The organism is Brevibacillus sp. NPDC058079, assembly GCF_042885155.1.
Lineage (GTDB): Bacteria > Bacillota > Bacilli > Brevibacillales > Brevibacillaceae > Brevibacillus.
This window is the reverse complement of record NZ_JBHVSO010000009.1, coordinates 185,704-209,345: the sequence shown is the minus strand read 5'-3', so window position 1 is coordinate 209,345 and position 23,642 is coordinate 185,704. Positions and strand designations below refer to the sequence as shown.

General features: G+C 47.9%; 19 protein-coding genes and 1 riboswitch. Of the genes, 9 read left to right on the top strand and 10 right to left on the bottom strand.

All coding sequences use genetic code 11. The annotated features are described in order from the left end of the window. Positions 1 to 65 precede the first annotated feature (65 nt). Positions 66 to 1,499 carry an NAD(P)/FAD-dependent oxidoreductase gene (locus ACFVS2_RS24755; protein ID WP_390238641.1) on the bottom strand — a complete coding sequence of 478 codons (1,434 nt, stop codon included), beginning with the start codon at positions 1,497 to 1,499 and terminating at the stop codon, positions 66 to 68. 52 nt (positions 1,500 to 1,551) lie between these two features. Beyond that, positions 1,552 to 1,651: riboswitch (purine riboswitch) on the bottom strand. Positions 1,652 to 1,952: 301 nt separating this feature from the next. Between ACFVS2_RS24755 and ACFVS2_RS24750 the strand changes: the two genes are divergently transcribed. Further along, on the top strand, positions 1,953 to 3,140 hold the full coding sequence (locus tag ACFVS2_RS24750) for an amino acid deaminase/aldolase (protein WP_390238639.1): 1,188 nt from the start codon (positions 1,953 to 1,955) through the stop codon (positions 3,138 to 3,140). Beyond that, on the top strand, positions 3,128 to 4,444 hold the full coding sequence (locus ACFVS2_RS24745; RefSeq protein WP_390238637.1) for a D-arabinono-1,4-lactone oxidase: 1,317 nt from the start codon (positions 3,128 to 3,130) through the stop codon (positions 4,442 to 4,444). The genes ACFVS2_RS24750 and ACFVS2_RS24745 overlap by 13 nt, the downstream gene beginning before the upstream one ends. A gap of 72 nt (positions 4,445 to 4,516) precedes the next feature. On the opposite strand, the gene ACFVS2_RS24740 is transcribed toward ACFVS2_RS24745, so the two are convergent. Both ACFVS2_RS24740 and ACFVS2_RS24735 read right to left on the bottom strand, forming a co-directional pair. Further along, on the bottom strand, positions 4,517 to 5,926 hold the full coding sequence (locus tag ACFVS2_RS24740; protein ID WP_390238634.1) for an amino acid permease: 1,410 nt from the start codon (positions 5,924 to 5,926) through the stop codon (positions 4,517 to 4,519). A gap of 72 nt (positions 5,927 to 5,998) precedes the next feature. Further along, entirely contained in the window at positions 5,999 to 6,763 is a 765-nt protein-coding gene (locus ACFVS2_RS24735; protein WP_173619809.1) for a dimethylarginine dimethylaminohydrolase family protein, read from the bottom strand. A gap of 352 nt (positions 6,764 to 7,115) precedes the next feature. On the opposite strand from ACFVS2_RS24735, the gene ACFVS2_RS24730 reads away from it, so the two are divergent. The 5 genes from ACFVS2_RS24730 to ACFVS2_RS24710 all read left to right on the top strand — a co-directional run bounded on the left by ACFVS2_RS24730 (position 7,116) and on the right by ACFVS2_RS24710 (position 12,756). Further along, the gene (locus ACFVS2_RS24730; RefSeq protein WP_390238631.1) at positions 7,116 to 7,856 is read left to right on the top strand and encodes an IclR family transcriptional regulator; all 741 of its coding nucleotides are present in this window, start codon (positions 7,116 to 7,118) and stop codon (positions 7,854 to 7,856) included. Between the two features lie 58 nt (positions 7,857 to 7,914). After that, the gene (locus ACFVS2_RS24725) at positions 7,915 to 9,552 is read left to right on the top strand and encodes a M20/M25/M40 family metallo-hydrolase (protein WP_390238628.1); all 1,638 of its coding nucleotides are present in this window, start codon (positions 7,915 to 7,917) and stop codon (positions 9,550 to 9,552) included. Between the two features lie 94 nt (positions 9,553 to 9,646). Further along, entirely contained in the window at positions 9,647 to 10,030 is a 384-nt protein-coding gene (locus ACFVS2_RS24720; RefSeq protein ID WP_007720051.1) for an OsmC family protein, read from the top strand. An 18-nt stretch (positions 10,031 to 10,048) separates the two neighbouring features. Continuing rightward, positions 10,049 to 11,713, top strand: coding sequence for a helix-turn-helix domain-containing protein (locus ACFVS2_RS24715; protein WP_390238625.1), 1,665 nt, complete (start codon positions 10,049 to 10,051; stop codon positions 11,711 to 11,713). 68 nt (positions 11,714 to 11,781) lie between these two features. Further along, entirely contained in the window at positions 11,782 to 12,756 is a 975-nt protein-coding gene (locus tag ACFVS2_RS24710) for an ABC transporter substrate-binding protein (protein WP_390238623.1), read from the top strand. Between the two features lie 47 nt (positions 12,757 to 12,803). On the opposite strand, the gene ACFVS2_RS24705 is transcribed toward ACFVS2_RS24710, so the two are convergent. Then, complete coding sequence (locus ACFVS2_RS24705) at positions 12,804 to 14,153, bottom strand: uracil-xanthine permease family protein (protein WP_390238621.1); 1,350 nt, start codon at positions 14,151 to 14,153, stop codon at positions 12,804 to 12,806. 205 nt (positions 14,154 to 14,358) lie between these two features. On the opposite strand from ACFVS2_RS24705, the gene ACFVS2_RS24700 reads away from it, so the two are divergent. Next, positions 14,359 to 15,339: a Rieske 2Fe-2S domain-containing protein gene (locus ACFVS2_RS24700; RefSeq protein ID WP_390238619.1), complete on the top strand. Its 981-nt coding sequence runs from the start codon at positions 14,359 to 14,361 to the stop codon at positions 15,337 to 15,339. A gap of 80 nt (positions 15,340 to 15,419) precedes the next feature. On the opposite strand, the gene cls is transcribed toward ACFVS2_RS24700, so the two are convergent. Next, positions 15,420 to 16,868, bottom strand: coding sequence for a cardiolipin synthase (gene cls / locus ACFVS2_RS24695; protein ID WP_390238616.1), 1,449 nt, complete (start codon positions 16,866 to 16,868; stop codon positions 15,420 to 15,422). A gap of 82 nt (positions 16,869 to 16,950) precedes the next feature. Beyond that, positions 16,951 to 17,895 carry an aminopeptidase gene (locus ACFVS2_RS24690; protein ID WP_173619817.1) on the bottom strand — a complete coding sequence of 315 codons (945 nt, stop codon included), beginning with the start codon at positions 17,893 to 17,895 and terminating at the stop codon, positions 16,951 to 16,953. Between the two features lie 291 nt (positions 17,896 to 18,186). Here ACFVS2_RS24690 and ACFVS2_RS24685 point away from each other — a divergent pair, with 291 nt between their 5' ends. Beyond that, complete coding sequence (locus tag ACFVS2_RS24685; RefSeq protein WP_390238613.1) at positions 18,187 to 19,470, top strand: haloacid dehalogenase-like hydrolase; 1,284 nt, start codon at positions 18,187 to 18,189, stop codon at positions 19,468 to 19,470. Positions 19,471 to 19,508: 38 nt separating this feature from the next. Here the strand turns inward: ACFVS2_RS24685 and ACFVS2_RS24680 are convergent, their stop codons facing one another. The 4 genes from ACFVS2_RS24680 to ACFVS2_RS24665 form a co-directional block, all read right to left on the bottom strand. Continuing rightward, entirely contained in the window at positions 19,509 to 20,972 is a 1,464-nt protein-coding gene (locus ACFVS2_RS24680; RefSeq protein WP_390238610.1) for a DUF4179 domain-containing protein, read from the bottom strand. Continuing rightward, positions 20,965 to 21,537 carry an RNA polymerase sigma factor gene (locus ACFVS2_RS24675; protein WP_390238608.1) on the bottom strand — a complete coding sequence of 191 codons (573 nt, stop codon included), beginning with the start codon at positions 21,535 to 21,537 and terminating at the stop codon, positions 20,965 to 20,967. The genes ACFVS2_RS24680 and ACFVS2_RS24675 overlap by 8 nt, the downstream gene beginning before the upstream one ends. A gap of 533 nt (positions 21,538 to 22,070) precedes the next feature. Then, on the bottom strand, positions 22,071 to 22,535 hold the full coding sequence (locus ACFVS2_RS24670; protein ID WP_390238606.1) for a hypothetical protein: 465 nt from the start codon (positions 22,533 to 22,535) through the stop codon (positions 22,071 to 22,073). Between the two features lie 346 nt (positions 22,536 to 22,881). Next, positions 22,882 to 23,601 carry a hypothetical protein gene (locus ACFVS2_RS24665; RefSeq protein WP_390238603.1) on the bottom strand — a complete coding sequence of 240 codons (720 nt, stop codon included), beginning with the start codon at positions 23,599 to 23,601 and terminating at the stop codon, positions 22,882 to 22,884. Positions 23,602 to 23,642: the final 41 nt, after the last annotated feature.

Genomic DNA, 23,642 nt, shown 5'->3' with positions numbered 1-23,642 from the left:
GAAAAAGGCTCCCCACCAAGCACAAGCGTGCCCGGTAAGAAGCCTATTTGTTATGATCGTATTCGTTATTGCATGCGCTTCGCGATATTGCGAGCCATCCAGACCCCAGCAGCTCCAGCCTGAGCCAGACCACGCGTAATTCCGGCACCATCCCCGCCACAGAACAATCCTTTGATTTCTGTTTCGAATTCCTCCGTCAGTTTTGGACGTGCCGAGTAGAATTTCGCTTCCACTCCGTAGAACAATGTATGCTCGGAAGCGATTCCCGGCGTTACCTTGTCCAGAGCTTCCACCATCTCGATCAGACTTTTCATCGTATTGTAAGGCAACACGAGTCCCAAGTCACCCGGTACCGCTTCCTTCAGAGTAGGCTCCAGGAAGCCTTCCTTAATACGCGCCTCTGTAGAACGGCGACCGCGCAAAATATCGCCGTACTTTTGCACGATGACCCCACCGTTTGACAGATCATTCGCTCGCTTGCAAATTTCTCTCGCGTACTCATTCGGCTTGTCAAACGGCTCTGTAAACGTATGAGATACCAAGAGAGCAAAGTTCGTATTCATCGATCCCAGCGCTGGGTCTTTGTAGGAGTGCCCGTTTGCCGCCATGACTCCACTGTGGTTTTCCACGACCACGTGACCGGATGGATTGCTACAGAACGTCCGTACACGCGTTCCGACAGATGTATTGAAAATGAATTTGCCTTCGTACAAGTGCTCATTGATTTCGCGCATGACGACATCGGACGTCTCCACACGTACGCCTACGTCGACTTGATTGTTGTACATTTTCAGGCGGCGCTTTTTCAAGATATTGGTCAACCATGCTGAGCCATCGCGGCCCGGTCCGATTACTACGTAATCAGCTTCAAACTCTTGGCCGTTTTTCAAGACGACACCTTTTACCTGATATCCGTCTGCTTCTTTCACCGTAATGATGTCCTCGACCTCTGTCTTAAACATCATGTCGATATGCTTCTTCAAATGCTCGAAGATCGACTGGAGAATCTCCAGGTTTTGCTCCGTTCCCAAGTGACGCACCTGCGCTCGCAACAGCTTGAGTCCTGCTGCATAGCCACGCTGCTCGATGCTCTTGATCGTCTCTGTGGTCGGGTCCGTAATCGATTGGGTAGCCCCATGCTCCAAATTGATTTCATCTACGTATTTGATCAGCCCAAGTACAGTGGAAGGGCTGAGATAGTCTGTCATCCAACCGCCAAATTCGGTGGTGATGTTAAATTTACCATCGCTATAGGCGCCTGCTCCACCAAAACCACTGGTAATCGAACAGGCCGGCAAACAGCCTGCGAAATCTTTTTTTCCTGCTGGCGGCGGGCAGAGCTTGATCTTTTCCTCCAAGATCGGACAGCGTCTGCTATAGATGTCATGCCCTTTATCAATCAACAGCACCTTGGCATTCGGTGCTTTTCGCATTACCTCGTAGCATGTAAAAATCCCTGCTGGTCCTGCTCCTACAACGATTACGTCATACTTATTCATTTCGTTCCCTCCCCGAAAAAATGCAAAAAATTCCCGGCCGACGAATAGGGTATACCAAACCTGCCCTATTCGTAGCCGGGAATTTACGGTTCCCTGTAGAGACCCTCAAACCATATTTCTGAGGATATACGAATACAAATCACTATTTCATTCGTCAAACCTGCGTTGTTCTTCACAACAATATGTATCGTAGCTTATAAGGTGAATCAAGTCAACCGGAAACAACATATTTATTCGTCTTTTAAAGTTATTTTTATCGTAAACATGCCTTTACAATTCGTAAATACAACAAAATCCGAACATTTAAAAACGAACATTCGTTATTTCTGTTCATGCCTCTCTTTTGTCAGGAAGGAATCAAACACAAACGAATAGAATAGATAGAATTTTATGAAATATTTACGGTTCTTTCTTTCATTCAAATTCGAATTCAAAAAAGGATGAGGCCTGTACATGCGGGATTATCGCTATTATCAGTCTGCCTTTGCCGGTGTTCCCAAGCCGTTCGCTTTCGTCGACCTAGATCTGCTGGAGGAAAATGCGGAGCAAATTAGTTTGCAAAGCAATGGAAAACCCGTTCGAATCGCGAGCAAGTCGATTCGAAGCGTTGCCATTCTCAAACATGTATTGCAGTTGGACGATTGCTTTCGTGGTCTCATGTGCTATTCCGCTCCTGAGGTGCTTCACCTGTGCGAGGCAGGCTTCGATGACCTGCTACTCGGCTATCCTCTCTGGGAAAAAAGCTGGCTTTTGGCACTCGCCTCTGAGATTAAGAATGGACGCTCCATTACTTTGATGATCGACTCTCTCCCTCATGTCGAACAGCTCGAACAAATCGCCCGGGAAACAGGAACCAGACTGCCTGTCTGTCTCGATATCGACATGTCGTCTGATGTGTTGGGACTGCATTTCGGCGTCTGGCGCTCACCACTTCGCTCTCTCGAGGCGTCCCTCTCCCTTGCAAAGCGCGTTACTTCCTCCGATCAGCTCTACCTAGATGGCGTCATGGGGTACGAAGCTCAAATTGCTGGCGTGGGTGATCGATACCCTCGTCAATTCCTGAAAAACAGCGTCATTCGTCTCCTCAAGCAATATTCCGTGAAAGAAGTGGCTGCTCGACGTGCCACACTGGTGCATGCCATTCACGAGCTAGGTATTTCTCCCCGCTTCGTAAACGGTGGAGGAACGGGCAGCTTGCACTTGACCGGGAAAGAAGACGCCGTTACAGAGGTTACAGCAGGCTCCGGATTTTTTTCGCCTGGGCTCTTTGACTACTTTCAAGATTTCCGGTTTCATCCTGCTGCCGGATTTGCTCTGGAGATTATCCGCAAGCCCACAGAGCATATCTACACATGTGCCGGCGGAGGCTACATCGCCTCTGGCTCTGCTGGACGTGACAGACTCCCCAAGCCATACTTGCCAGCGGGAGCAAAGCTGTTCCCCAACGAAGGAGCAGGTGAAGTACAGACACCGATTCACTACCAAGGCATGGAAACGCTGGAGCTGGGAGACCCGATCTTTTTTCGCCATGCCAAAGCAGGAGAGCTCTGCGAACGTTTTACCCGGCTGTATTGCATCTCTGGCGGAAAAATCATCGAGGAAGTGACCACCTATCGGGGGGATGGATTATGCTCACTGTAAAGAAGCACGCGAATCACTGGACCAATTGGACAGGAAATGTACAAAGCCAGCCAAAGCAAGTCGCGATGCCAGGGTCCGTGGATGAAGTCGTGCAGCTTGTCCTTGCTTGCAAGAAGGCAGGTACACGGATTCGAGTCGTCGGCTCCGGTCATTCCTTCACTCGGCTCGTCCAGACAGAAGACTGCTTGCTATCCTTGGATCATCTCCAAGGAATCGTCAGTGTAGACCCTGCCTCTGATACCGTTGAAGTCTGGGCAGGCACCAAGCTCAAGACCCTCGGACAACTCCTGCATCAAGCGGGCTACTCTCAAGAAAACCTAGGAGACATTAACGCCCAGTCCATTGCAGGGGCCGTCAGCACCGGAACACATGGCACAGGCATTCATTTTGGTAGCATCTCCACGCAAGTCGTCGGGCTGACATTCGTGACCGCAGCCGGGGAGGTTTTGGAAGTATCCGAGCAGACCCGGCCGGAGCTATTCAAAGCCATGCAAGTCTCTCTCGGTCTCTTGGGCATCATCGTACGCGTCAAGCTGCGTGTCCTCCCAGCCTATCGCCTGCGCTACCAAAGCCGTCGCATGCAGCTAGAGGAGTGCCTGTCCTCTCTGGAAACGTATAAAACCGAGCATCGGCATTTTGAATTCTTTATCTTCCCGTATTCGGACACCGTTCAGGTGAAATTCATGGACGAGACCAGCGATCCCCCTAGCGGCAATCAACGATGGAGCTATTTGAAAAAAATGGTCGTGGAAAATGGGCTGTTTTGGCTCTTGTCCGAGAGCTGCCGATTGCGCCCTTCTCTCACCAAAAGCGTCAGCAAGCTGTCCGCCCAAAGCGTTCCCTCTGTCCATGAGAGCGGCTACAGCCATCAGCTTTTTGCCACCCCTCGCCTTGTGCGTTTTTACGAAATGGAATACTGCATACCCGCTGAGCATATGGGCGATGCCATACGGGAGCTGTGTCAGGCGATTGAGCAGGAACGCTTTGCTGTTCATTTTCCGCTGGAATGCCGGTACGTCAAAAAGGACGACATCTGGCTCAGTCCCGCTTACGAAAGGGATAGTGCCTTCATTGCCGTCCACATGTACAAGGGCATGCCGTACGAAGCGTATTTTACCCGGATGGAGGAAATTTTCGCCCGTTATGGCGGACGTCCTCACTGGGGGAAAATGCACAGCATGACCGCCGAGCAGCTTCATCAGGTCTATCCGCGCTTGCCCGATTTCCTCGCCATTCGCTCTGAGCTCGATCCTGACGGCTTGTTCGTGAACCCGTATTTAGCCGAGCTGTTCGGCATCTCCTGAAGACCATCCTTACGCCACAAAATGCCCCGACCATATCATCATGGCAGGGGCATTTCTATTGAGCAGGAAGGCTTAGCCTTGCGTTGGGAGATTCGGTTTATGCGCCTTTTTGCGTCCATAGCGCACATAATAGAAGGTATAGAACAGCACGAGTGCACCAATTCCGTAGAAGAGTCCAATTCGCTGTGTAGGGTCAAACGCCGGAAAGATCAGAATGAATGTGCAAAGAGCCAGACACAGGAGTGGCATCACCGGGTAAAACGGTGCTACGAACTGTAAATCTTCTATTTTCCCACCCTCACGCAAGTATTGACGACGGAAATTGAATTGAGAGAGAGCAATCCCCATCCACGTGAAGGTAACCGCAATACCGGATACAGCCATGAGCAGCACGTATACCGTATCCGCTGCAACCACACTGGTTAACAGAGATAGAAGCGAGAACGCCAGCGTCGCCAAGAGCGCGTTCAAGGGCACTTTACGCTTGGTCAATTTTCCAAAAGCAGGATGAGCCATATTGCTATGGGAAAGGGACCACAACAAGCGAGTGGCTGCGTACAAGCATGAGTTGCCGACAGACAACAGAGCCGTCAAGATGACGAAGTTCATGATATCCGCTGCAAATGGAATCCCCACTGCATCAAATACCGTCACAAACGGACTTTCCAAGAGTCCCAGCTCACTTGAGGGAAAGAGGGCGGACAAGATCGTGACCGACGCCACATAGAACACGAGAATACGAAACACAACGTTGCGAATCGCCCGCGGAATGGTCTTTTGCGGGTTTTCTGCTTCCCCGGCTGCAATTCCGATCAGTTCAGAGCCTTGATAAGAGAATACGACGTTCATCATCGTCACAAAGACGATCGCAATGCCAAACGGGAATAGTCCCCCATCTCCCGAGAAATTGGAGAGAAACGGAGCGGGTCTTCCTTCCATACTGACAATACCGAATATAGCCCCTAGTCCGACAATAATAAAAATAAGAACGGCTAATACTTTAATTCCGGCAAACCAGTACTCGGTTTCTGCAAAACCTTTTGTCGTCAGTGCATTGAAGGTAAAGAGCAAAACGATAAAGAGCGCGCACCAAATCCAGATCGGTGTATCCGGGAACCACCGTTGCATGACCATGCCCGCGGCAGTAAACTCTACCCCTGCCGTTGTAGCTGACCCTAGCCAATACATCCATCCCAGTGTAAACCCGCTCGCCGGACCAATATACTTGCTGGCGTAGGCTTGGAAAGAGCCTGTTACTGGCATCTTTACAGAAAGCTCACCTAGGCACGTCATGACCAGATACAGCAAAATCCCGCCGATGATATAGGCGACAAGCGCTCCGCCTGGTCCAGCCTGATTGATCGTGAAGCCAGCGTTGAGGAAGAGCCCTGTCCCGATCACACCACCTAACGACAGCATAAACAGGTGGCGACTTTTCATGGAACGTTCTAGCTGTGTATCTCTTTCATTCCCAGTGTTCATATGATTCCTCTCTTTCACCAGCTTTTTAAGAGGTATATCAGAGGTCTATAAAAGAAGAGAGAACTGCCTGCACTAGAAACGCAGGGACAGGCAGCTCAATCCTCCGTCTTGTTTGCGGAATTCAGACATATCCAGCTCAATCACATTGTAGCCAGCGTCAGTGATTTGCTTTTTCGTGCTATCAAAGCCTTTTGGAATAATGACGTAGTCGTTGATATGGATGCAGTTCGCAGAGTACTCGACTTCTTTTTCCACGATCAGATGCTTGTATTGGCTAAATACTTCAGAATCGATGAATTCCCCAGCCAGAACCAGCAAGTCATTGCCAAGGTAGGCGATTCCTGTTTTCAGGTGGAAAAACTCTTTCAACGGAACAATGGTGACTTCATACCCGTATTTGGAGAGAATCTCGCGGAACTGGATGGCTCCTTCTTCATTGGTGCGTGTCGACAGACCGACATAGAAATGGTTATCTACCTGCATCACGTCTCCACCATCGAGGAATCCAGGGGCCTGAATATATTCAATCGTGTCATAAAAACGAGGAAGCACCAATTTCATATCCTCAATTTCACCATTGCGGCTTTCTGCACCGGGATTGGTAATGACGGCGCACTTTTCCGTGAGGACAGCTGTATCTTCCACAAACGTAGAATCCGGGAAACGCTCGTCCGCTTCCAGAACGGTTACATCCAGACCTGTCTGTTTCAGCGCTTCTACATAAGCGGCATGCTGTTTGAGAGCAAGTTCAAAATCAGGTGAACCCAAATCAGAAGTCGTCAAACCATTTACATAACTCTTTCCCGGTTTTCTTACAATCGCACGTGAAAATTTCATGATGATAGATCTCCCTTCTGTTTTCGAATCTTGCTTTTGTCTAACAGTGGGCGACGGAGAAACGAGCATGTAAACGCTTCCTCATCTGCTGCTTTTGCTTGTTCATCGCCACCATGTTGCATTCATTTTCCTCTGAGCAATCACTCAGAAATATTCCGCATTGTGGAATCGCTTCTGCAATACAAAATTACACTCTTAATGTAAAATAGTTTCAAATTTTTTGTCAACGAATTTTTATCTAGTCTGAATTATATTGATTCGGCTGAAAAATTCTGATAGATTGAGGTCATATTAAGCTGGCGTGACATTCAACGAGCAGTCACTATGCAACAAAGCCAGGAGGTAACCCACGTTGGTACAATCGATTGACCGGGCAATGAGCATCATCTCCGTCCTGGTATCAGATCCAAACAAGCAGCATTGGTCCATCTCGGAAATTGCTGAACAAACGAACCTACCACTGAGTACGGTACACCGTTTAATAAGCAGCCTCATCAAGCATGGACTCATCCTCCAGGTTCCTGAGAACAAGCAGTACAAGGTCGGCTATACGTGGATGGAAATCGGGCTGCGCATCCTGGACAAGATGGATATGCGCGCTGTCGCCCGAACTGTCATGGAGCGATTGGCAGCAGATGTACGAGAAACCGTCTATCTGAACATTCCACAGGGCTCTCATGCCATCGTACTCGAACGAGTGGAAGGTCCCATGTCTGTCAGAAGTATGGATAATCTGGGCGAGCGTATTCCGCTACATATCGGTGCGGCAAATAAAACGATTCTCGCCAGCATGAATCTGACCGAAGCAGAGCAAATCGTGACCGGTTTAATCCCGGATGCAGAAAAACGCCGTGAGCTGTTAGAACGGCTGCCAGAAATCAGACAAAACGGTTACGCAGTCAGCTACGGTGAAAAAACCGAGGGCACCGCATCCATTGCCGCTCCTATCTTCGGCGTCAACCAAAAGGTCGTGGGCGCTTTGAGTATCGGCGTTCCGAGCTATCGGATCAACGAGCAACTCTTGTCCTCACTCATTGAACAAACCCAACAAAGTGCCAAAGAAATTTCCCACAAGATCGGTGCCTTACCTTAATTTTTTTGCCCACTAACCGGAAACAGTTTTCACTATACGGAAAACGGAGGCGTTTTTTATGCAGAAATGGCAAACAAAAGAGCAACTCGTTGATCTCTTGTGCAATTTGGTAAGCATCCCAAGCATTACAGGATCATCTGCCGAGAAGGACTTGCCTGGCTACGTCGTCGATCAGCTGCGTACCCTGCCTTATTATCAAGCCAATCCCGATCATGTGCGTGCGAATCCGACCGGGGACGGGCGCCATTTTGTCACTGCTCTGGTTAAAAAAGAAGGGGTACGAGACACGGTTATTCTCGTCAGCCATTTTGATGTGGTCGATGTCGAGGATTACGGCGCCTGGATGAAGCATGCTTTTGATCCGAAGACCCTCACTCCTCTCTTCCAACAAAACCAAGCGGATATGCCAGCAGACGTTCAACAGGATATTCGTACCGGCAACTGGCTGTTTGGCCGTGGCACCATGGATATGAAATGCGGACTAACGCTGCACATGTCGATGATTGAGCAAGCGATTGCTGGAGAGTTCGACGGCAACATTTTGCTTCTGACCGTCCCTGACGAAGAGGTAAATTCTGTCGGGATGCGTGCAGCAGTCCCAGCACTGCTGAAAATCGCCGAAGAGTTCGACCTGAGCTACACGACCGTGCTCAACTCCGAGCCGATGTTTACCCGCTATCCAGGGGATACGAATACGTACTTGTACACAGGCTCTATCGGAAAAGTGCTGCCAGGCTTCCTCTGCTACGGCAAAGAAACACATGTCGGTGAGCCTTTTGCTGGGTTAAACGGCAATTACATGGCCTCTCAAATTACATGTGAACTCGAGCTGAACACATCCTTCTGCGAGGTCGTCGAGGGAGAAGCATCTCCTCCGCCAACGAACCTGATTCAAAAGGATCTGAAAAAAGAGTACTCTGTGCAAATTCCGCACCGTGCTGTGACGCTGTTCAACCTGTTCCTGCTGGAAAAGCAAATGGAGGATGTCGTAGAGCCGCTGCTGGAATCGGCAAAAAATGTCGCAGAGCGCATGAAGCAAAACTACCTCAAGCACGCGAGCCAGTTTGCCAACTTTGCGCCGTTTAGCCCGCGGGATCTGTCCATTTCCGTCATGACTTACGAAGAACTGTATGCCTATGCGAAGAAAACGTACGGGGAAGAAAAGCTTCGCCAGCTGGAAGCAGATGTGATCACCAATCGCGGCGACAAGGACGATCGCGACACCACGATCGAGCTGGTGGATCAATTAGCGATTCTGTGCAAAGAACTGTCGCCGATGATGATCTTGTTCTTCGCACCACCGTTTTACCCGGCAGTTAGCTCGCGCAATCAGCCTCTGATCCAGCAAACGATGGAAGAGATGAAAGCATACGCGAGAGATCAGCACCAGGTCAATTTGGTCAAACAAAACTACTTTGGCGGTATCTCTGACTTAAGCTACGTCGGACTCCAATATCCGGCGGCATCCATGAAGCCATTGGTAGCAAACATGCCTTTGTGGGACAACGGCTACTCCATACCACTTCAAGAGCTCGAAGCTTTTGATGTACCTGTCATGAACCTCGGGCCAGTCGGACGTGACGCCCATCAGTGGACAGAACGTCTGGACATCGACTATGCATTCGATACGTTAAAAGACATGCTTCCTCGTTGCATCCAGTCTCTCTTGCAAAATGGGAAAGCAGTGAAGGAATAGCAAAAGATAAAAGGTTCCTGTACCGATAGATTACTGTCGCGCGGGAGCCTTTTTCCTTATAATGAAGAAAAACCATTTCAGGGGAGGGTTACGCATGGAATTTCAAGCGAAAGAAAATGGCTTTGTCACTCAACTGTCCTACGGTGAGCTGCACGTATCAGGTGATGAACAGTATGGCTTTCGCCCCTACCAGCTCTTGGTCTCTTCTATCGCTGTTTGCAGTGGCGGTGTTCTGCGAAAAGTATTGGACAAGATGAGAATGCCGTGCACGGATATGAAAGTAACAGCAGATGTGCAGCGAAATGAGGCAGAGGCAAATCGGGTTGAAAAAATTCACCTCCACTTCATCATTACGGGTGAAAATATGAAAGAAGAAAAAGTGCAAAAAGCTATTGAAGCCGCGAGCAAAAATTGCCCGATGGTCCAATCTGTCAAGGGAAGCATCGTCGTAACCGAGTCCTTCGAATTGGTATCTTAATGGAAATGTGAGGTCATCATGCGCGACAATCGTGCTGCACATACAAGTACGTCTCTACCGCCAACTTCTTTGTTTCTTCTAAAAGACATACAGCAGATCACCTTGTCCCAAGCAGAAGAATGGCTATTTTCAGGGGAATCTACTCATGCCATACTCATCGTGACAAAAGGAACAGGTAGCATGCTGGACGAATCGGGTCAAGCCAACATGCCAGAGGGAAGTGTTCTCATCATTCCACGAGAATCTTCCAGACAAGTACGGGCTGATACAGAAGATCCACTCCGCTTCCTTGTGTTCTGTTTTGACGTACTGCAACAACAAGATCCGCTCACCAATGCCTATATCCCGAATCGTTCCTGGCAGCTTGACCAAAAACAAAATGTCTTCAGCCAGATCGACAACTGCACGGAGCTTGCCCTCACTTTGTACGCCCACCAGCACGCCAGTGAGCCATTGGAAGTGTTTCAAAATCAGATTCACTTTCAGCAATTGCTGCATCTGATATGGAGGCATGCAGAGCGACAAGCTGCTGTAGAGACGTCCACAGTCATCGATCAGACGATTTCCTACATCCATGCGAATTATGCGGAGTCCATCTCCTTGGATGACTTGGCGAATCGAGCTGGCCTGACCCCTCGGTATTACGCCGAGCTCTTCAAGAAAAAGGTAGGAAAAAGCCCGATTGATTATTTGACAAGCTGTCGGATGGAGCATGCGAAGACACTTCTGCGAGAATCGAATAAACGCTTGCGTGAAGTGGCACGCCTCGTCGGATATGCGGATGAGTTTTACTTCAGCAGACGTTTCAAGCAACAGATTGGGGTATCGCCCACTGTCTTTGTCCGCATGAACCAGAAGCAATTGGCTCCCATCACCTTCCACTATGCTGAGTATTTATTGGCTCTCGGAATCAGACCGATTGGCGCTCCGGAAGAGCAAGTCTTATATTTACGCGAGCAATTACGCGTGAAAGAAGCAGATGAAATCGTTAGCCTGCCCGAGAACACACCAGACTTGATCAAACCATTGCAACCGACGTTTATTTTGACGGAATCTACAAGAGATTGCGCTGCTTTCTCCAAAATTGCCCCTACCTTTGCACTTCCCTGGCTTGCGCAAGATGTATTCGGTCATTTGAACATGTTGGCCGATATGTTTGATATGAAGGATCGGGCACACTCGTGGCTCAAGCAACATGAACAGAAGGTTGTAAAGGCGAAGCAATGCATCGACGCTCATATTCAGAAGAACGAAACATTCTTGATCCTCAATGTGCGTCCTACGAGCCTATTGGCATACGGCGCAAGAAATATCGGACACGTGCTGTACAAATCTTTGAAGCTGACGCCGCCCAAAATGATTCAAGAGGAGCTGCAACGGAACCCAAATTTTTGGGCGACCCAAATCAACGAGGCTCAATTGAGTCAGTACGCCGCCGATTGGCTGTTTGTCCACATTTTCGATGATGATCTCTCACGGTCACATTTCAAAAAGCTGATGGAACAGGATGTCTGGCAACAGATTCCGGCTGTGCAAAAAGGCCAGGTAGCCGTACTCAACCCGATCTGGTTTTCGTACGACCCCCTCTCCCTCGACGTTCAATTGGAAGAGGCTGTCCATATTTTGACTCAATCAACCACCGCCACATTGTCCAAAGAAAAACGGAATATTCTCCATGGATAATAAGAGCAGGTTCAGGGTAAGATGATCCTTGTTATTGAGAATCATTTTCAACCTTGGAGGATATACGAATGAAACGATTACGCATACAGGCTTGGCTTCCCGGATTCATGATTCTTTCCTTGCTCTTGCTCACTGCATGCGGTCAGACAGCCAGCCCTAATCCATCGGCACCTGCACAAGAGAACAAAGGTAGCGAAACACGCGTATTGAAGCACGCGAAAGGCGAATCCACCATTCCCTTGAAGCCAAAACGTGTCGTAGCCCTGCAATATGTGGGCTCTATGCTTGCTCTAGGTGTGAAGCCAATCGGAGCACTGAAGGGACATATGGAAGGTGCCGACATGGCTCCGCTGGTCAGTGGCATCGAAGTCGTGGGAGATTATGATGCTTACAATCTGGAGAAAATCCTTGAATTGCAGCCTGACTTGATCCTGACAGGCTCCGATGACGAACAACAAGTATATGAGAAGCTGACAAAAATCGCTCCCGTTGTTGCCATCGATTTTGATCAACACGATGTCTTTGGTCATGTACAGAAGGTAGCGGAAGCACTAGGCATGGAGAAAGAAGGAAAGGCTTGGGAAGAAAAGTACAAAGCAAAGGTGGAAGAAGCTCGCAAGCTCGTACAAGCCAAGATCGGAAAAAACGAGACCGTCGCAGCTATGAACGTCCGTGCGAAAACAATCAAAATGTACGGCGCTCGTAATATGGGGCATGTTTTGTACAACGATCTACAGTTAACGCCACCTGCACTCATCAAAACCGAGATTGAAAAAGACCCGCTGTTTTGGTCAAATGACCTGTCAATGGAGCTTTTGCCAGAATATACGGCCGACCATATTTTCCTGATGCTGTTCCCAGGCGAAGATGCCACCCAATATCTAAAAGAAATCGAGCAAAGCAGTCTGTGGAAAAACTTGCCTGCCGTCAAAAATAACCATGTTTATGTTGTCGACGTGGACAGATGGCTAGGATACGACGCCATTCTAATTGAAAAGCAGCTGGATGAAGCTGTGCAATATTTGACCGGAACGAAAAAATAACCATGCAAAAACAGCCCAGAAGCTAAGCTTCGCGGGCTGTTTTTTTATCAATTGCTGACAGGCTGTTGTTCTGGAACCTTCGCTCGGTTCTTTTTGCCTTCTGGAATAAGCAGATTCAAAAGCACCGTTGCCAACGCCCCTACTGTAATACCTGACGATAAAATGTAGTTCACGAAATCTGGTACTCCTGCGAGTGCGTCCTTCGGCAGGACCGTTACCGCCATTGTCAGCAGGATCGGCAGACCAATGACCATCATCGTGCGATCATCAATCGTAATGTTTTGAATGACTTTGATTCCGTTCGCCACAATCGCTACACACACGATCCCAAAAATTCCGTTGATGACTGGCTCCGGTATACAGGTAATCGCCGCCGACAGCTTCGGCACCAACCCAAGGGCAATCAAGATCAATCCTCCAGCCATAATCGCCATCCGGCTTCCTACTCCTGTCACCGCGATCAACCCAGCATTGGAGGAATAGCCAGTCGTTGGTGTACCTCCGAACAATGCCCCAACAAAGCACCCCAAGCCTTCACCGACAGCACCGCGATTCAGTCGCTCCTCGGTCAAATCACTGTTCGTTACTGTAGAGACGACGAACCAAGTCCCTGTTGTTTCAATCATGATAATCAAATAAACAAAAAGCATCGTCAAAACAGCACTGAGATCAAATACAGGAGCTCCATACGGAAACAGCTTCGGCATGGACAGCCACGGTGCTTGTCCAACCGGACTAAAATCTACCGTTCCAAAAAAAGCAGCCGTTACCGTTCCGACGAAAATCGCAATCAGGACAGATACAAGTCTAAAAAACGCACCCGCAACCTTTGCTCTTGTGCCAAGCAGCATACAGATGACAAGCACACTAGCAGAAACGGCGGCAATTAAAATGTTTGTCCAAATATTTCCCGGGGAGTGATAAATGTTTCCCATCCCTGTTGGCATCAAGGCAATGCCCACGATGATGATCACCGTCCCGCCGACTAGCGGTGGAATGAATTTGCGAACCGCTTTGGCAAACCACTTCAATGGATAACCCATCAGGGCCACAAACAACGCTCCAGGAATCATGCTACCAATCATCGCACCCATCCCCAGCTTACTGCCGATCGCAGCCAGCGCACCGATGGGTACATAAGAAGGGCCTTGCACAACAGGCAAACGCAATCCAAACCCAGTCTGGATCAACGTCCCGATACCCGTCGCGAGAAAACACATTTGAATAAAGAAAGAAGTGCTTGAAGCGTCCATGGTCAGCAGCCCAGCAATAATAATAGGAGCAATGTACAAGTCCATAGCTAACACATGCTGCAAACCAAGTAAAAACGCCTTGCCCACACTGATTTTGTCATCGACGCCCACAACAAGCTGATTGCTTTCTCGATGTTGTTCCACTTTCAAAAGGCCTCCCTAGTGGTAATTTAGCTAATCACGAACGATATAAGTGGGATTATAACGGATAAATCCGTTTTTAGGCAACTATTCACGTAATAAATAGGTGATGACACTTAATAATGTTCGCGTTTTCTGTTGACTTCCCTTCTGATCTCCCGCTACAATGGGTGAATAACCGAAGTATCGACAAAGGAGTGTCTCATCAATGATCGTGCAAGATACCGTGCTGCGTAATGAGTGGATCGTCGCCTGTCGTTCGGTGGATGTGCAAGACCGCCCGATCCAGGTCACCATTATGGGCGAGCGGGTCGTCCTCTTCCGCAACGAAGAAGGAATCCATGCGTTTAAAGACCTCTGTATTCACAGAGGCGCTGCCCTGTCTCTGGGCTGTGTCCGAGATGGAAAGCTGGTCTGTCCGTATCATGGATGGGAATATGAAGCATCCGGCGCCTGTGTAAAAATCCCTCAGCTGCCTGCCGATCAAGCGATACCGGGCAAGGCCCGCGCTATTTTATACGGCTGTGCAGAGCGTTATGGATTCGTGTGGGTGAATCTCAACAACCAATCTCCTGAGTTTTTTGCCCTGCCGGAATTTGAGGATCATCGTTTCCGAAATGTCATTTGGGGGCCACAGACAGTAACGGCCAAGCCTCCACGCATCGTAGAGAACTTTTTGGATGTAGGCCATCTGGCTGTCGTTCATGAGGGTTATTTGGGTGTCGAAACACATATGGAAATCGGGGATTACCGCGTTCACCGCGACGAGAACGGTGTTATTCGCACGGATGAGATCAAGATTTTTCAGCCTGACCCGGACGGGACTGGTCAAGCGAAGCACGTCTATTACACCTACGAAATCCTCCGTCCACTCACGGTAAAATTCACGAAACGCGATGCAGAGAACGGCAATCTGATGTCTATTTTGCTTACTGTGATGCCGCTGGATGAAGAGCGAAGCGTAGCTTATGGTGTACTTTCTTTTAATTATGAGACGAACCTTTCCGATGAGGAAATCATTAGCTTCCAAAACCTCATCTTTGCACAAGATAAACCGATCGTGGAAAATCAAAAGCCTGAGGACCTGCCACTCGATCTGCAAATAGAGCTGTCCTTAAAATGCGATCGTGCGAGCATCGCTTACCGTCAATACTTGACGGAGATGGGTGTCACGCACGGTACCGCATAAAGCGTAAATAGTAAAGGACCTGCCAGCCCGTGTTTGTTCACATAGGCTAACAGGTCCTCTTTTGCTTTCCAGTCCCGCTATTATAAAAGGGGAGACAACAACCTCGTCAACGATTCCAGCAAGCGCAAACGGAGCGGTCGATTCACATATTCTCCCAATGTCATTTCCCGGCAATCAGCCAGATCGGAGACAAACAGTTCCTCCAGCTCCTCTGCCATTTTCGAATCGTACATAAACGCATTCGTCTCGAAATTCAGCTTGAAGCTGCGAATATCGACATTGGCCGTTCCCACAGACGACAACTGGGTATCGACCACAATGGCTTTGGCATGCATGAAGCCTTTTTCGTACAGGTAGCAGCGCACACCGCTCTTTAGCAAATCGCCGAGATAAGAGTGAGTCGCCCAGAATACCAACAAATGATCTGGCTTTCCCGGGACCATGACCCGCACATCTACCCCAGACATTGCCGCCATTTTTAGTGCGGTCAGCATACTTTCATCGGGAACGAAATACGGCGTCTGCAAGTAAATCTTCTTCCGTGCCTTGTAAATCATCTTCAAAAAAGCATGCTTAATTTGCTCTTTTTCCGAGTTTGGTCCGCTCGATACAATCTGAACGCCAATCGTGCCCTCGGCCTCATGGATTTCTGGAAAATACACGAGTGACTCATGCATTCTTTTCGGTGCAGACAAATTCCAGTCCAGGAAAAAGCGTGCTTGCAGCATGTACACCGCTCTTCCCTCTATCAGCAGATGGGTGTCACGCCAATACCCCAGCTTCTTATCCTTGCCCAAGTATTCATCCCCGATGTTGAAGCCTCCGATATAGCCAATCTTGCCATCAATAATCGTCAGCTTGCGATGATTCCTGAAGTTGACCCGAAAATTCAGGAACGGAATCTTCGCCGGGAAAAAGGAGGCGACTTCCCCCCCTGCTTCTACCAGTGGGCGCAGGAACCGGGATGAGACACCAGAAGAACCTACCGCATCATAGAGCAATCGAACCTCGACGCCCTCCTTTGCCTTCTTCGTCAACAGTTGAATGAGCTGTTTCCCTAAATCATCGTCATTCAAAATATAGTAGAGCAAATGTATATGCTCGCGTGCTTCCTCCATCTGTTTGAACATGAGGTTGAACAAACTATGGCCTTCCTTAAAAACCTGAATGGTATTATCCTGCGTATAATACGCTCCATCACTTACCACGTTCATGAAAATCATGTCGCAGTGTCTCTCCATCTCAGGGTCGTTCACCTGTAGTTCACCATGGGCAAGCAACTGCTTTTGTCTATCGACCGCAGCCCGAAAATGAGAAAATTCCCCTTCCTTGAGCCGATACAGCTTTTTCTTGCTTAGCTTATGTCCAAAAATCAGGTAAACGATAAACCCGATGCCCGGCAAAAACAGCAAAACCATCAACCAGGCCCAGGTGGCCGCAATGTTTCGCCTCTCCATGAAAATAAGAACGGCAGCCAAGATCAGGTTGCCTATTGTTATAATCGCAAATATTTTTTCAAACATTGCCATCACACCACATCCACCTCTAGGATTTCTCCCATATTACAACATTTACTATCGGGATTCATCCTTCCTATCCATCTAGTCTGTCCTATGTTGCCAATAGTTTTCCGCTCTTCATGATACATTTGTCGTCCAAATACACATCTGGCTCTTTGACAACCAGATCAATATGTACCCCCGCGACAATCGTCCCGCCAAACGTGTTGTTGCTACCAAAGGCTACGTGAATCGTTCCGTACACCTTCTCGTCCTCTAACACAACTCCCGTGATACGCGCCTTATCATTCGTTCCAATTCCGAATTCACCCAGCATCCGCCCGTCTTGGTCCCCAAGCATTTGCAGAAGGCGTTCACCCGCTGTTCCTTCTGCTTCTATGATCCGACCATTTTGGACCGTCAGTAGCAGGGGCGAATCAATTTTTCCGATACCCGCGATGGAGCCATCGACGAGGATTTGTCCCTCTGCTGTCCCTTCCAGTGGGGCAATGTACGCTTCCCCGGAAGGCAAGTTGCCCGATTCACCAGGATTGACGTACATACCCGTACTCGGCACCCCATTGCGATCTGCGATGGAAAACGTCAGGGACTTGCCCGCTTTTTCGATCCGCACGGTACTTGCTCGGGTCAGCATTTCGGTCACGCGCTCGGTGAGTGCCTTTACTTGTGTATAGTCAGCGGAAATCGCTCCCGCAAGGAACATGTCTTCCGTAATAGCTGGCATGGTAGCCAGTCTCGTACCATTCGCTGCTGCTTCTTTTCGTGCTTTTGTATGCGTCAAAGAGTGCTGGGTCACACATACCACCACATCTGCGCTCTTCATCGCCGCTGCAACAGCCGCAGGAGGCTCTTGACCGGACTTTTCCCGCTCCTTCATGACCATCAGCATCGCTTCTGCCCCGAGCTGTTTACCCGCTTCCCAGAGCGCCTCACCGATGTCCCGCTTCCTCTCGTCGGCCACCACCAAAAATGTCTCATTCGCCTGCAATGCCAAGCAATTCATCAAAATGCCTTTGCTGGATTCTATCAACGTCATGCCGCATCATCCTTCTCATCTATCTTATGGTTTAGATTATATCCACTTTTTTCTTGCAAACTCTTCTGTCTTCGCTAGATTGGATCGTTAGTCCTGCCCTTATTATGTTTATCGGAATCTTCTTGCTTTTGCTGTTAAATTTAGTATGATTAGAATACAAATGAAAACGCTTAAGACAATGAGGTCTTCTACCCGCGCTTTATTAATAGGCGCGGGGAAGGCCTTTTTCTTTTGAAAAAATGATAACGTTTTCATTTGGGGGATCGAGAAAAAGAAAAGGGGATGACAACCATGTCACACAGAAAAGCACAACCCAAAACGTGGTGGCTGACCATGCTGATGATCGTCGCTCTACTCGCGATGCAGATGCCAGCTTTGGCCAAGGACACCAACGTGCAGATGCTCGACAAGGGGAAATGGGCACCTGCAACTTATCAAGCTGTCCATGAATTGATTGAGAAAAACGGAATCAAGAGTGCCGCCTACAATGCCAAAAAGAAGCCGTATGCCGTTTTTGACTGGGACAATACGAGCATCATGCATGACACAGAAGAAGCGCTGTTTGTTTACCAGATTAACCACTTGGCTTACAAGCTCACACCAGAAGAATTCGGGAAGGTCATCCGCACGAATGTACCAGAAGGACCATTTTCCGACTCGTATAAAAATGTCGACGGCAAGCCTGTCACACTCGATGCCATCGCGACTGATCTCGTAGCCGACTACACGTACTTATATCAAAATTATCAAGGTCTTAAAGGAACGAAGTCGCTGGAGGAAGTAACAGCAACAGAGCAATTCGCAGATTTCAAAGCCAAACTGTTTTTCTTGTATGAAGCGATCAACGATACGCACAGCACCTCGATTGGCTATCCGTGGATCCTCTACCTCTTCACCAACATGACAGTGGAAGAAGTGCAACAATTGGCGGAAGCATCCAATGATCACAGCCTAGGCATGGCGATTGAAAAAGTAAGCTGGACGAGCCCGAAATCGTTGGCAGGCAAAGCAGGCGTGGTGAAAGCATCCCATACAACGGGTCTGCGCCTCACTTCCGAAGTCGCAAACCTGATGAACACGCTGCGTGCTAATGGCATCGACGTGTATGTCGTGAGTGCCTCCTTGGAGGATGTCGTTCGTGTCTTCGCCACTCTCCCGAAATATGGCTACAATCTCCCATCGGAGAACATCATCGGCATGCGTCTGAAAACAGAAAACGGACGGATCACGAATGTGTACCAGCCTGACTACCCGATCACGGTAGCCCACGGCAAGACGGAAGTGATCCAGGATGTATTGGTGAAAAAGTATGGTCATGGTCCTATCTTCATCGCGGGCGATAGCAACGGTGATTTCGAGATGATGACAGAGCTGGACAGCGTGCAGCTCGCTCTCGTCGTGAACCGCGTTAAGGGCGGAAAAATTGGGCAGCAAATTACCAAGGGTGCTGAACAGATGGGTAAGGCCAACCCAACGGTAGTCCTGCAAGGACGTGACGAGAACACAGGCATGTGGATTCCAAGCGAAGCCACGATCCGACTTGGGCAGAAAGAGCCGCAGTTGGTCGCGAAATAAACATGAAAAACCGCCCTTTGTACGGGGCGGTTTTATCTTTATGGATGGGTAACTGGAATTCGCCACTCGAGTGGATATTTTTTCTGAACAGCATCCAGGCGTAGCGTGAGCTGCTCCGGGAGCTTGGTTATTTCTCCTCCTTCCCAATCTCTGCTGTCCTCCAGCCGAATTTTGTACGTTGCTTGCTCGCGTCCTGACTGATCAACGGGTCCCTTGGATTGATGACCCATTTTAGCCCGGTAGGTTGTCCCCTGCCCATCTTGAAGTACCCACCAAGGCAAATAAATCCTCGTAATATCTTTGGATTGTACCTCGATCTCCATTTCCATTTGCTGTTTTTCCGAATCATCATCTTTTGCCAGCTTGATGCTTTTCAACGTAAAGATATCTTCTCCCACTTGTTTGATCGCTGGCTTCTTGTTCAATTCATCCGGATGGAAGGTGACACTCATATCGTACGGGATCGCCTTATGGAGGCTATTTATGACGAGTGTCGCTGCTTTGCCTTTTGGCAACGGATCGGTGTCATTGGTCCAACGGAAATGCCCATAGCGATCAATGGAATAAGAATTAGATATGATTCTTTCCTTCCCCTTGCTGCCATCTGCTCCCTCGTAGTAATATCCCAGCCTATATTGCTGATACGGAAGAAATGGAGCATAATCGGGGTTCGTGGTCTTTCCGGTTAGCTTTTTTGCTTCTTGTTCCAGTTGTTTTTTGGCCGCCTCTGTCCATTGTGTTTCCAGCTCAATTCGAGTAGCCGTTGGCGTGTTGACGATCTGGTGCAAGGTCATCTTCAATCCATGCTTCGTCACTTGCGTTTGTTTGACAGGCAGCACAGTTGTTGCGGCTGTTGTTTTTGCCATCGTGATCGGAACTTGCAGCTTCCAGTGTCCTTTTCTATCACCGATTTCATCAAAATGTATCGACAACGTCTTCGGAAGGAGCTCTTGTTCTTTTTCCCCGAGGATAAACCGGACGAATCCCACATTTTCTTCAAAGTTAGTTCCCCACTTGTCAGTCATGACCTCCCCATTGGCATCCAGCAATTCAACGGCATTGGATTCTGCGTTTGTCGCTGACGTATATGTAGGGAGCAACGGCTTGCCATCCGACTGCTTAATCATTAAAGCAACCATTACCTGCACCGGATCAGCAATGATTTCCTTTACCTCCAAGGTAATTCCCTGATCGGTAACAGAAAGATTCGATGTTTCAGAGAAGCCTTGTCTCGCCGCCTGTTGCAATCCTTCGTCGAACCCGTCTTGTGCAAAGATCGATTTGACATAGGCCGCAAATGTTGGGGACACTTGCATGGTTCCGAGCAGCCCGAGTACGACAGCGGAAGCGATGCCGATGGAAGCCCATCTTTTGCTTCGGTAAAACGGACGCCCTCTCACCTGCAATGCGTTATTCTGGCTTGGCATTTGAAAACTCGGTGTCTCGACAACTCCCGCTACTTTCCTAAGCGTCTCTTGGATCTGCCGCTCCTCGTTAGTCATGAGTCATTGCCCCTTCCCGCAAAAAATCAGATGGAATGCATTCCTTTTCCAATTGCTGCGCAATCAGCTTCCTGGCCTTATGCATGCGCGATTTGACCGTGCCCTCAAAGGAACCCGTAATTTTGGCGATCTCCGACACGCTGAAGCCCTCGTAATAGTAAAGAATAATAACCGCGCGATGCTCCGCCTTCATGCTGCGAACCGCCCGCCATATTTGCCGCTGCTCTTCTCGCTGGATCACGTTATCCAGCGGCGTTAGCGCCTCCTCCGGGATCATCTCCTCATATTCCACTACAGGCTTTTGCTTGCGTACCAGATTCAGAGCCCGAAACGTAATGATCCGGTATAGCCAATTGCGAAAGGCCACTCCCCGTTTTTTATCGAGTCGGTCTATGTGCTGATACGCTTCGATGAGCCCTTCCTGAACGGCGTCCTGTGCTAGATGCTTGTCATGAATGATCAAATACGCTGTCCGGTATGCCATCGCCAGATAGGGCTTGACCAATTGTTCAAAGGCTTCAGGCTCGCCCTCTTGGCATTTGGCAATCAACTCCCACTCATCCACAGCGTTCCCTCCCTTCGTTTTTGCTCTACTGTATATTCACGAGAACGCGGAGTTTGGTTCACGCTACATAGGCGAAAAAATACTGAACATAGAAAAACCCGTCCCCTGAACAGAAACGGGTGAATATTATGCGTAAGGAACTAAAATAAGAAATACAAAATGATAGTGACCACATACAATTGCCATACTTTCATTTTGAATTTGATACATACCTTTTCTAATACGCCCGATAAGTATTCACAACATTTAAGTAATAGCCAAAAAACTCCCATACCAACGACTATGGCGAAATCGAGCGGGCTGAGTCTGCTCTCGATGAAGTTATACACTTTTGTGATATGAAGGAAAATCACAAAGACGAGGAATGAATAGTATTTGCATTGAAAAAACCTCCCCCATGTAATTACAACGAAAACATGCCACTATCGGGATTAATTTCGAGGTCATATGTGACTGTGCTAGAAACAAAAAAAGATGCGAGAAATCGCGTCCTTAACGTGGGCTTCTTGTTACCTTGTTGGATAATGCCCCCTTTAAACCATTGGATACATGATGAAAACGGTACTGAAATATTGATTCCTTAGACTATCCTCTTGTATTATTGGGTCCAAATTTTTAAATTCTTCTGTTTCTAAATCTTCTTCATTTAAGACACCATCTCGCCAAAAACCTAAACCTATCTCAGGAAAAGCGTACCTGTTGCCCCACTTTGCACCTTCATCCCGCGTATAATTTGATATCTTATCGATTTTTTCCGCTAATTGTGTCACCTTCGTATGTACCACATCGATACCGTAAACAAAACAACTGAATCCTCCGCTGAAATTGTATGTATCTATGGGAACTTCGATAAAACTCACTTTGTTCTCCTCATACTGTATCAGAAATGTCACATATTTCAGCGGCCATTCTTGCTCATGAGCCTTTACTTCTTCCCTAGTCATTCCTAACTTTATGGGGCCAATCCCTATTCCCGGCTCTACGATAATGTCCTCCATTGCAATCCCTCCGCCATACTTTTATTTCGAACTCGAGATACATACCTTTTCCAATACGCCCGATAAGTATTCACAACATTTAAGTAATAGCCAAAAAACTCCCATACCAACGACTATGGCGAAATCGAGCGGGCTGAGTCTGCTCTCGATGAAGTTATACACTTTTGTGATATGAAGGAAAATCACAAAGACGAGGAATGAATAGTATTTGCATTGAAAAAACCTCCCCCATGTAATTACAACGAAAACAGGGAGCACCTAAGCCCCGATTTCCATTGTAATATCAGTTATCTTCTCTTCCTGTCCACTTCGTAATGATCTTGTAGTTGAGATAGACTTTGGGGAGCTATTTGGGAGGGGAAGAAAGGAGTTGTTCAACTTCGTTTCTAAGCTCAGAAATATTCTGCCCTGAATAATTTTCTTGCAGAAAATAAAGATTATTATGTTCTATTACTTCCGGTGAAACTTGGGATACAAGTGTGTTCTCGTCATTAATCTTTATTTTTCCTTGAACTGACCCTACTATGTTATAGACGTCATCTTTATCTTCTGTTAAGAAAACAAAATATTTATTTCCTTCTTTCATAGGAATACTTCCTTCAATCCCTACCGATGTCATTCTGGGTTCACCATTATCATCATTCACTAATTTAGGTCCTGGCTTTCCTGCGAAATATTTGGCCGCCTCTCTTTCATCGAATTCCCCTCCAGTTTCCAGTACAGATACTGTATCATCTATCTCTACATCACCTTTATAGACTTTTGTTAATCTTAATTCAGAGACTGTATACACATCTAGTCTTTCATAATTAGCGTTATTTTCTTGAGAAATAACTTCAGCTTCGGCTATGATATCTGCATTTTCAGCCAGACCCTCCACGTCAGTGAATGTCTCGGTTAACATTGCTTCACCAGAAACTATTCTATAATCTGAATCACTGGAATAAAGAAAATTTTGTTTTTTTAAGTCACCTATATAGTAAACAGCAAGTCCTGCAATTGTTATAAAACCAATAGTAGCTAATGCTATTTTTTTTGTGGATTTTAAATTCTTAATGCTAATCATTAGTATTCTCCTTCCTACAAAATGATAGACCAATTCCTTCG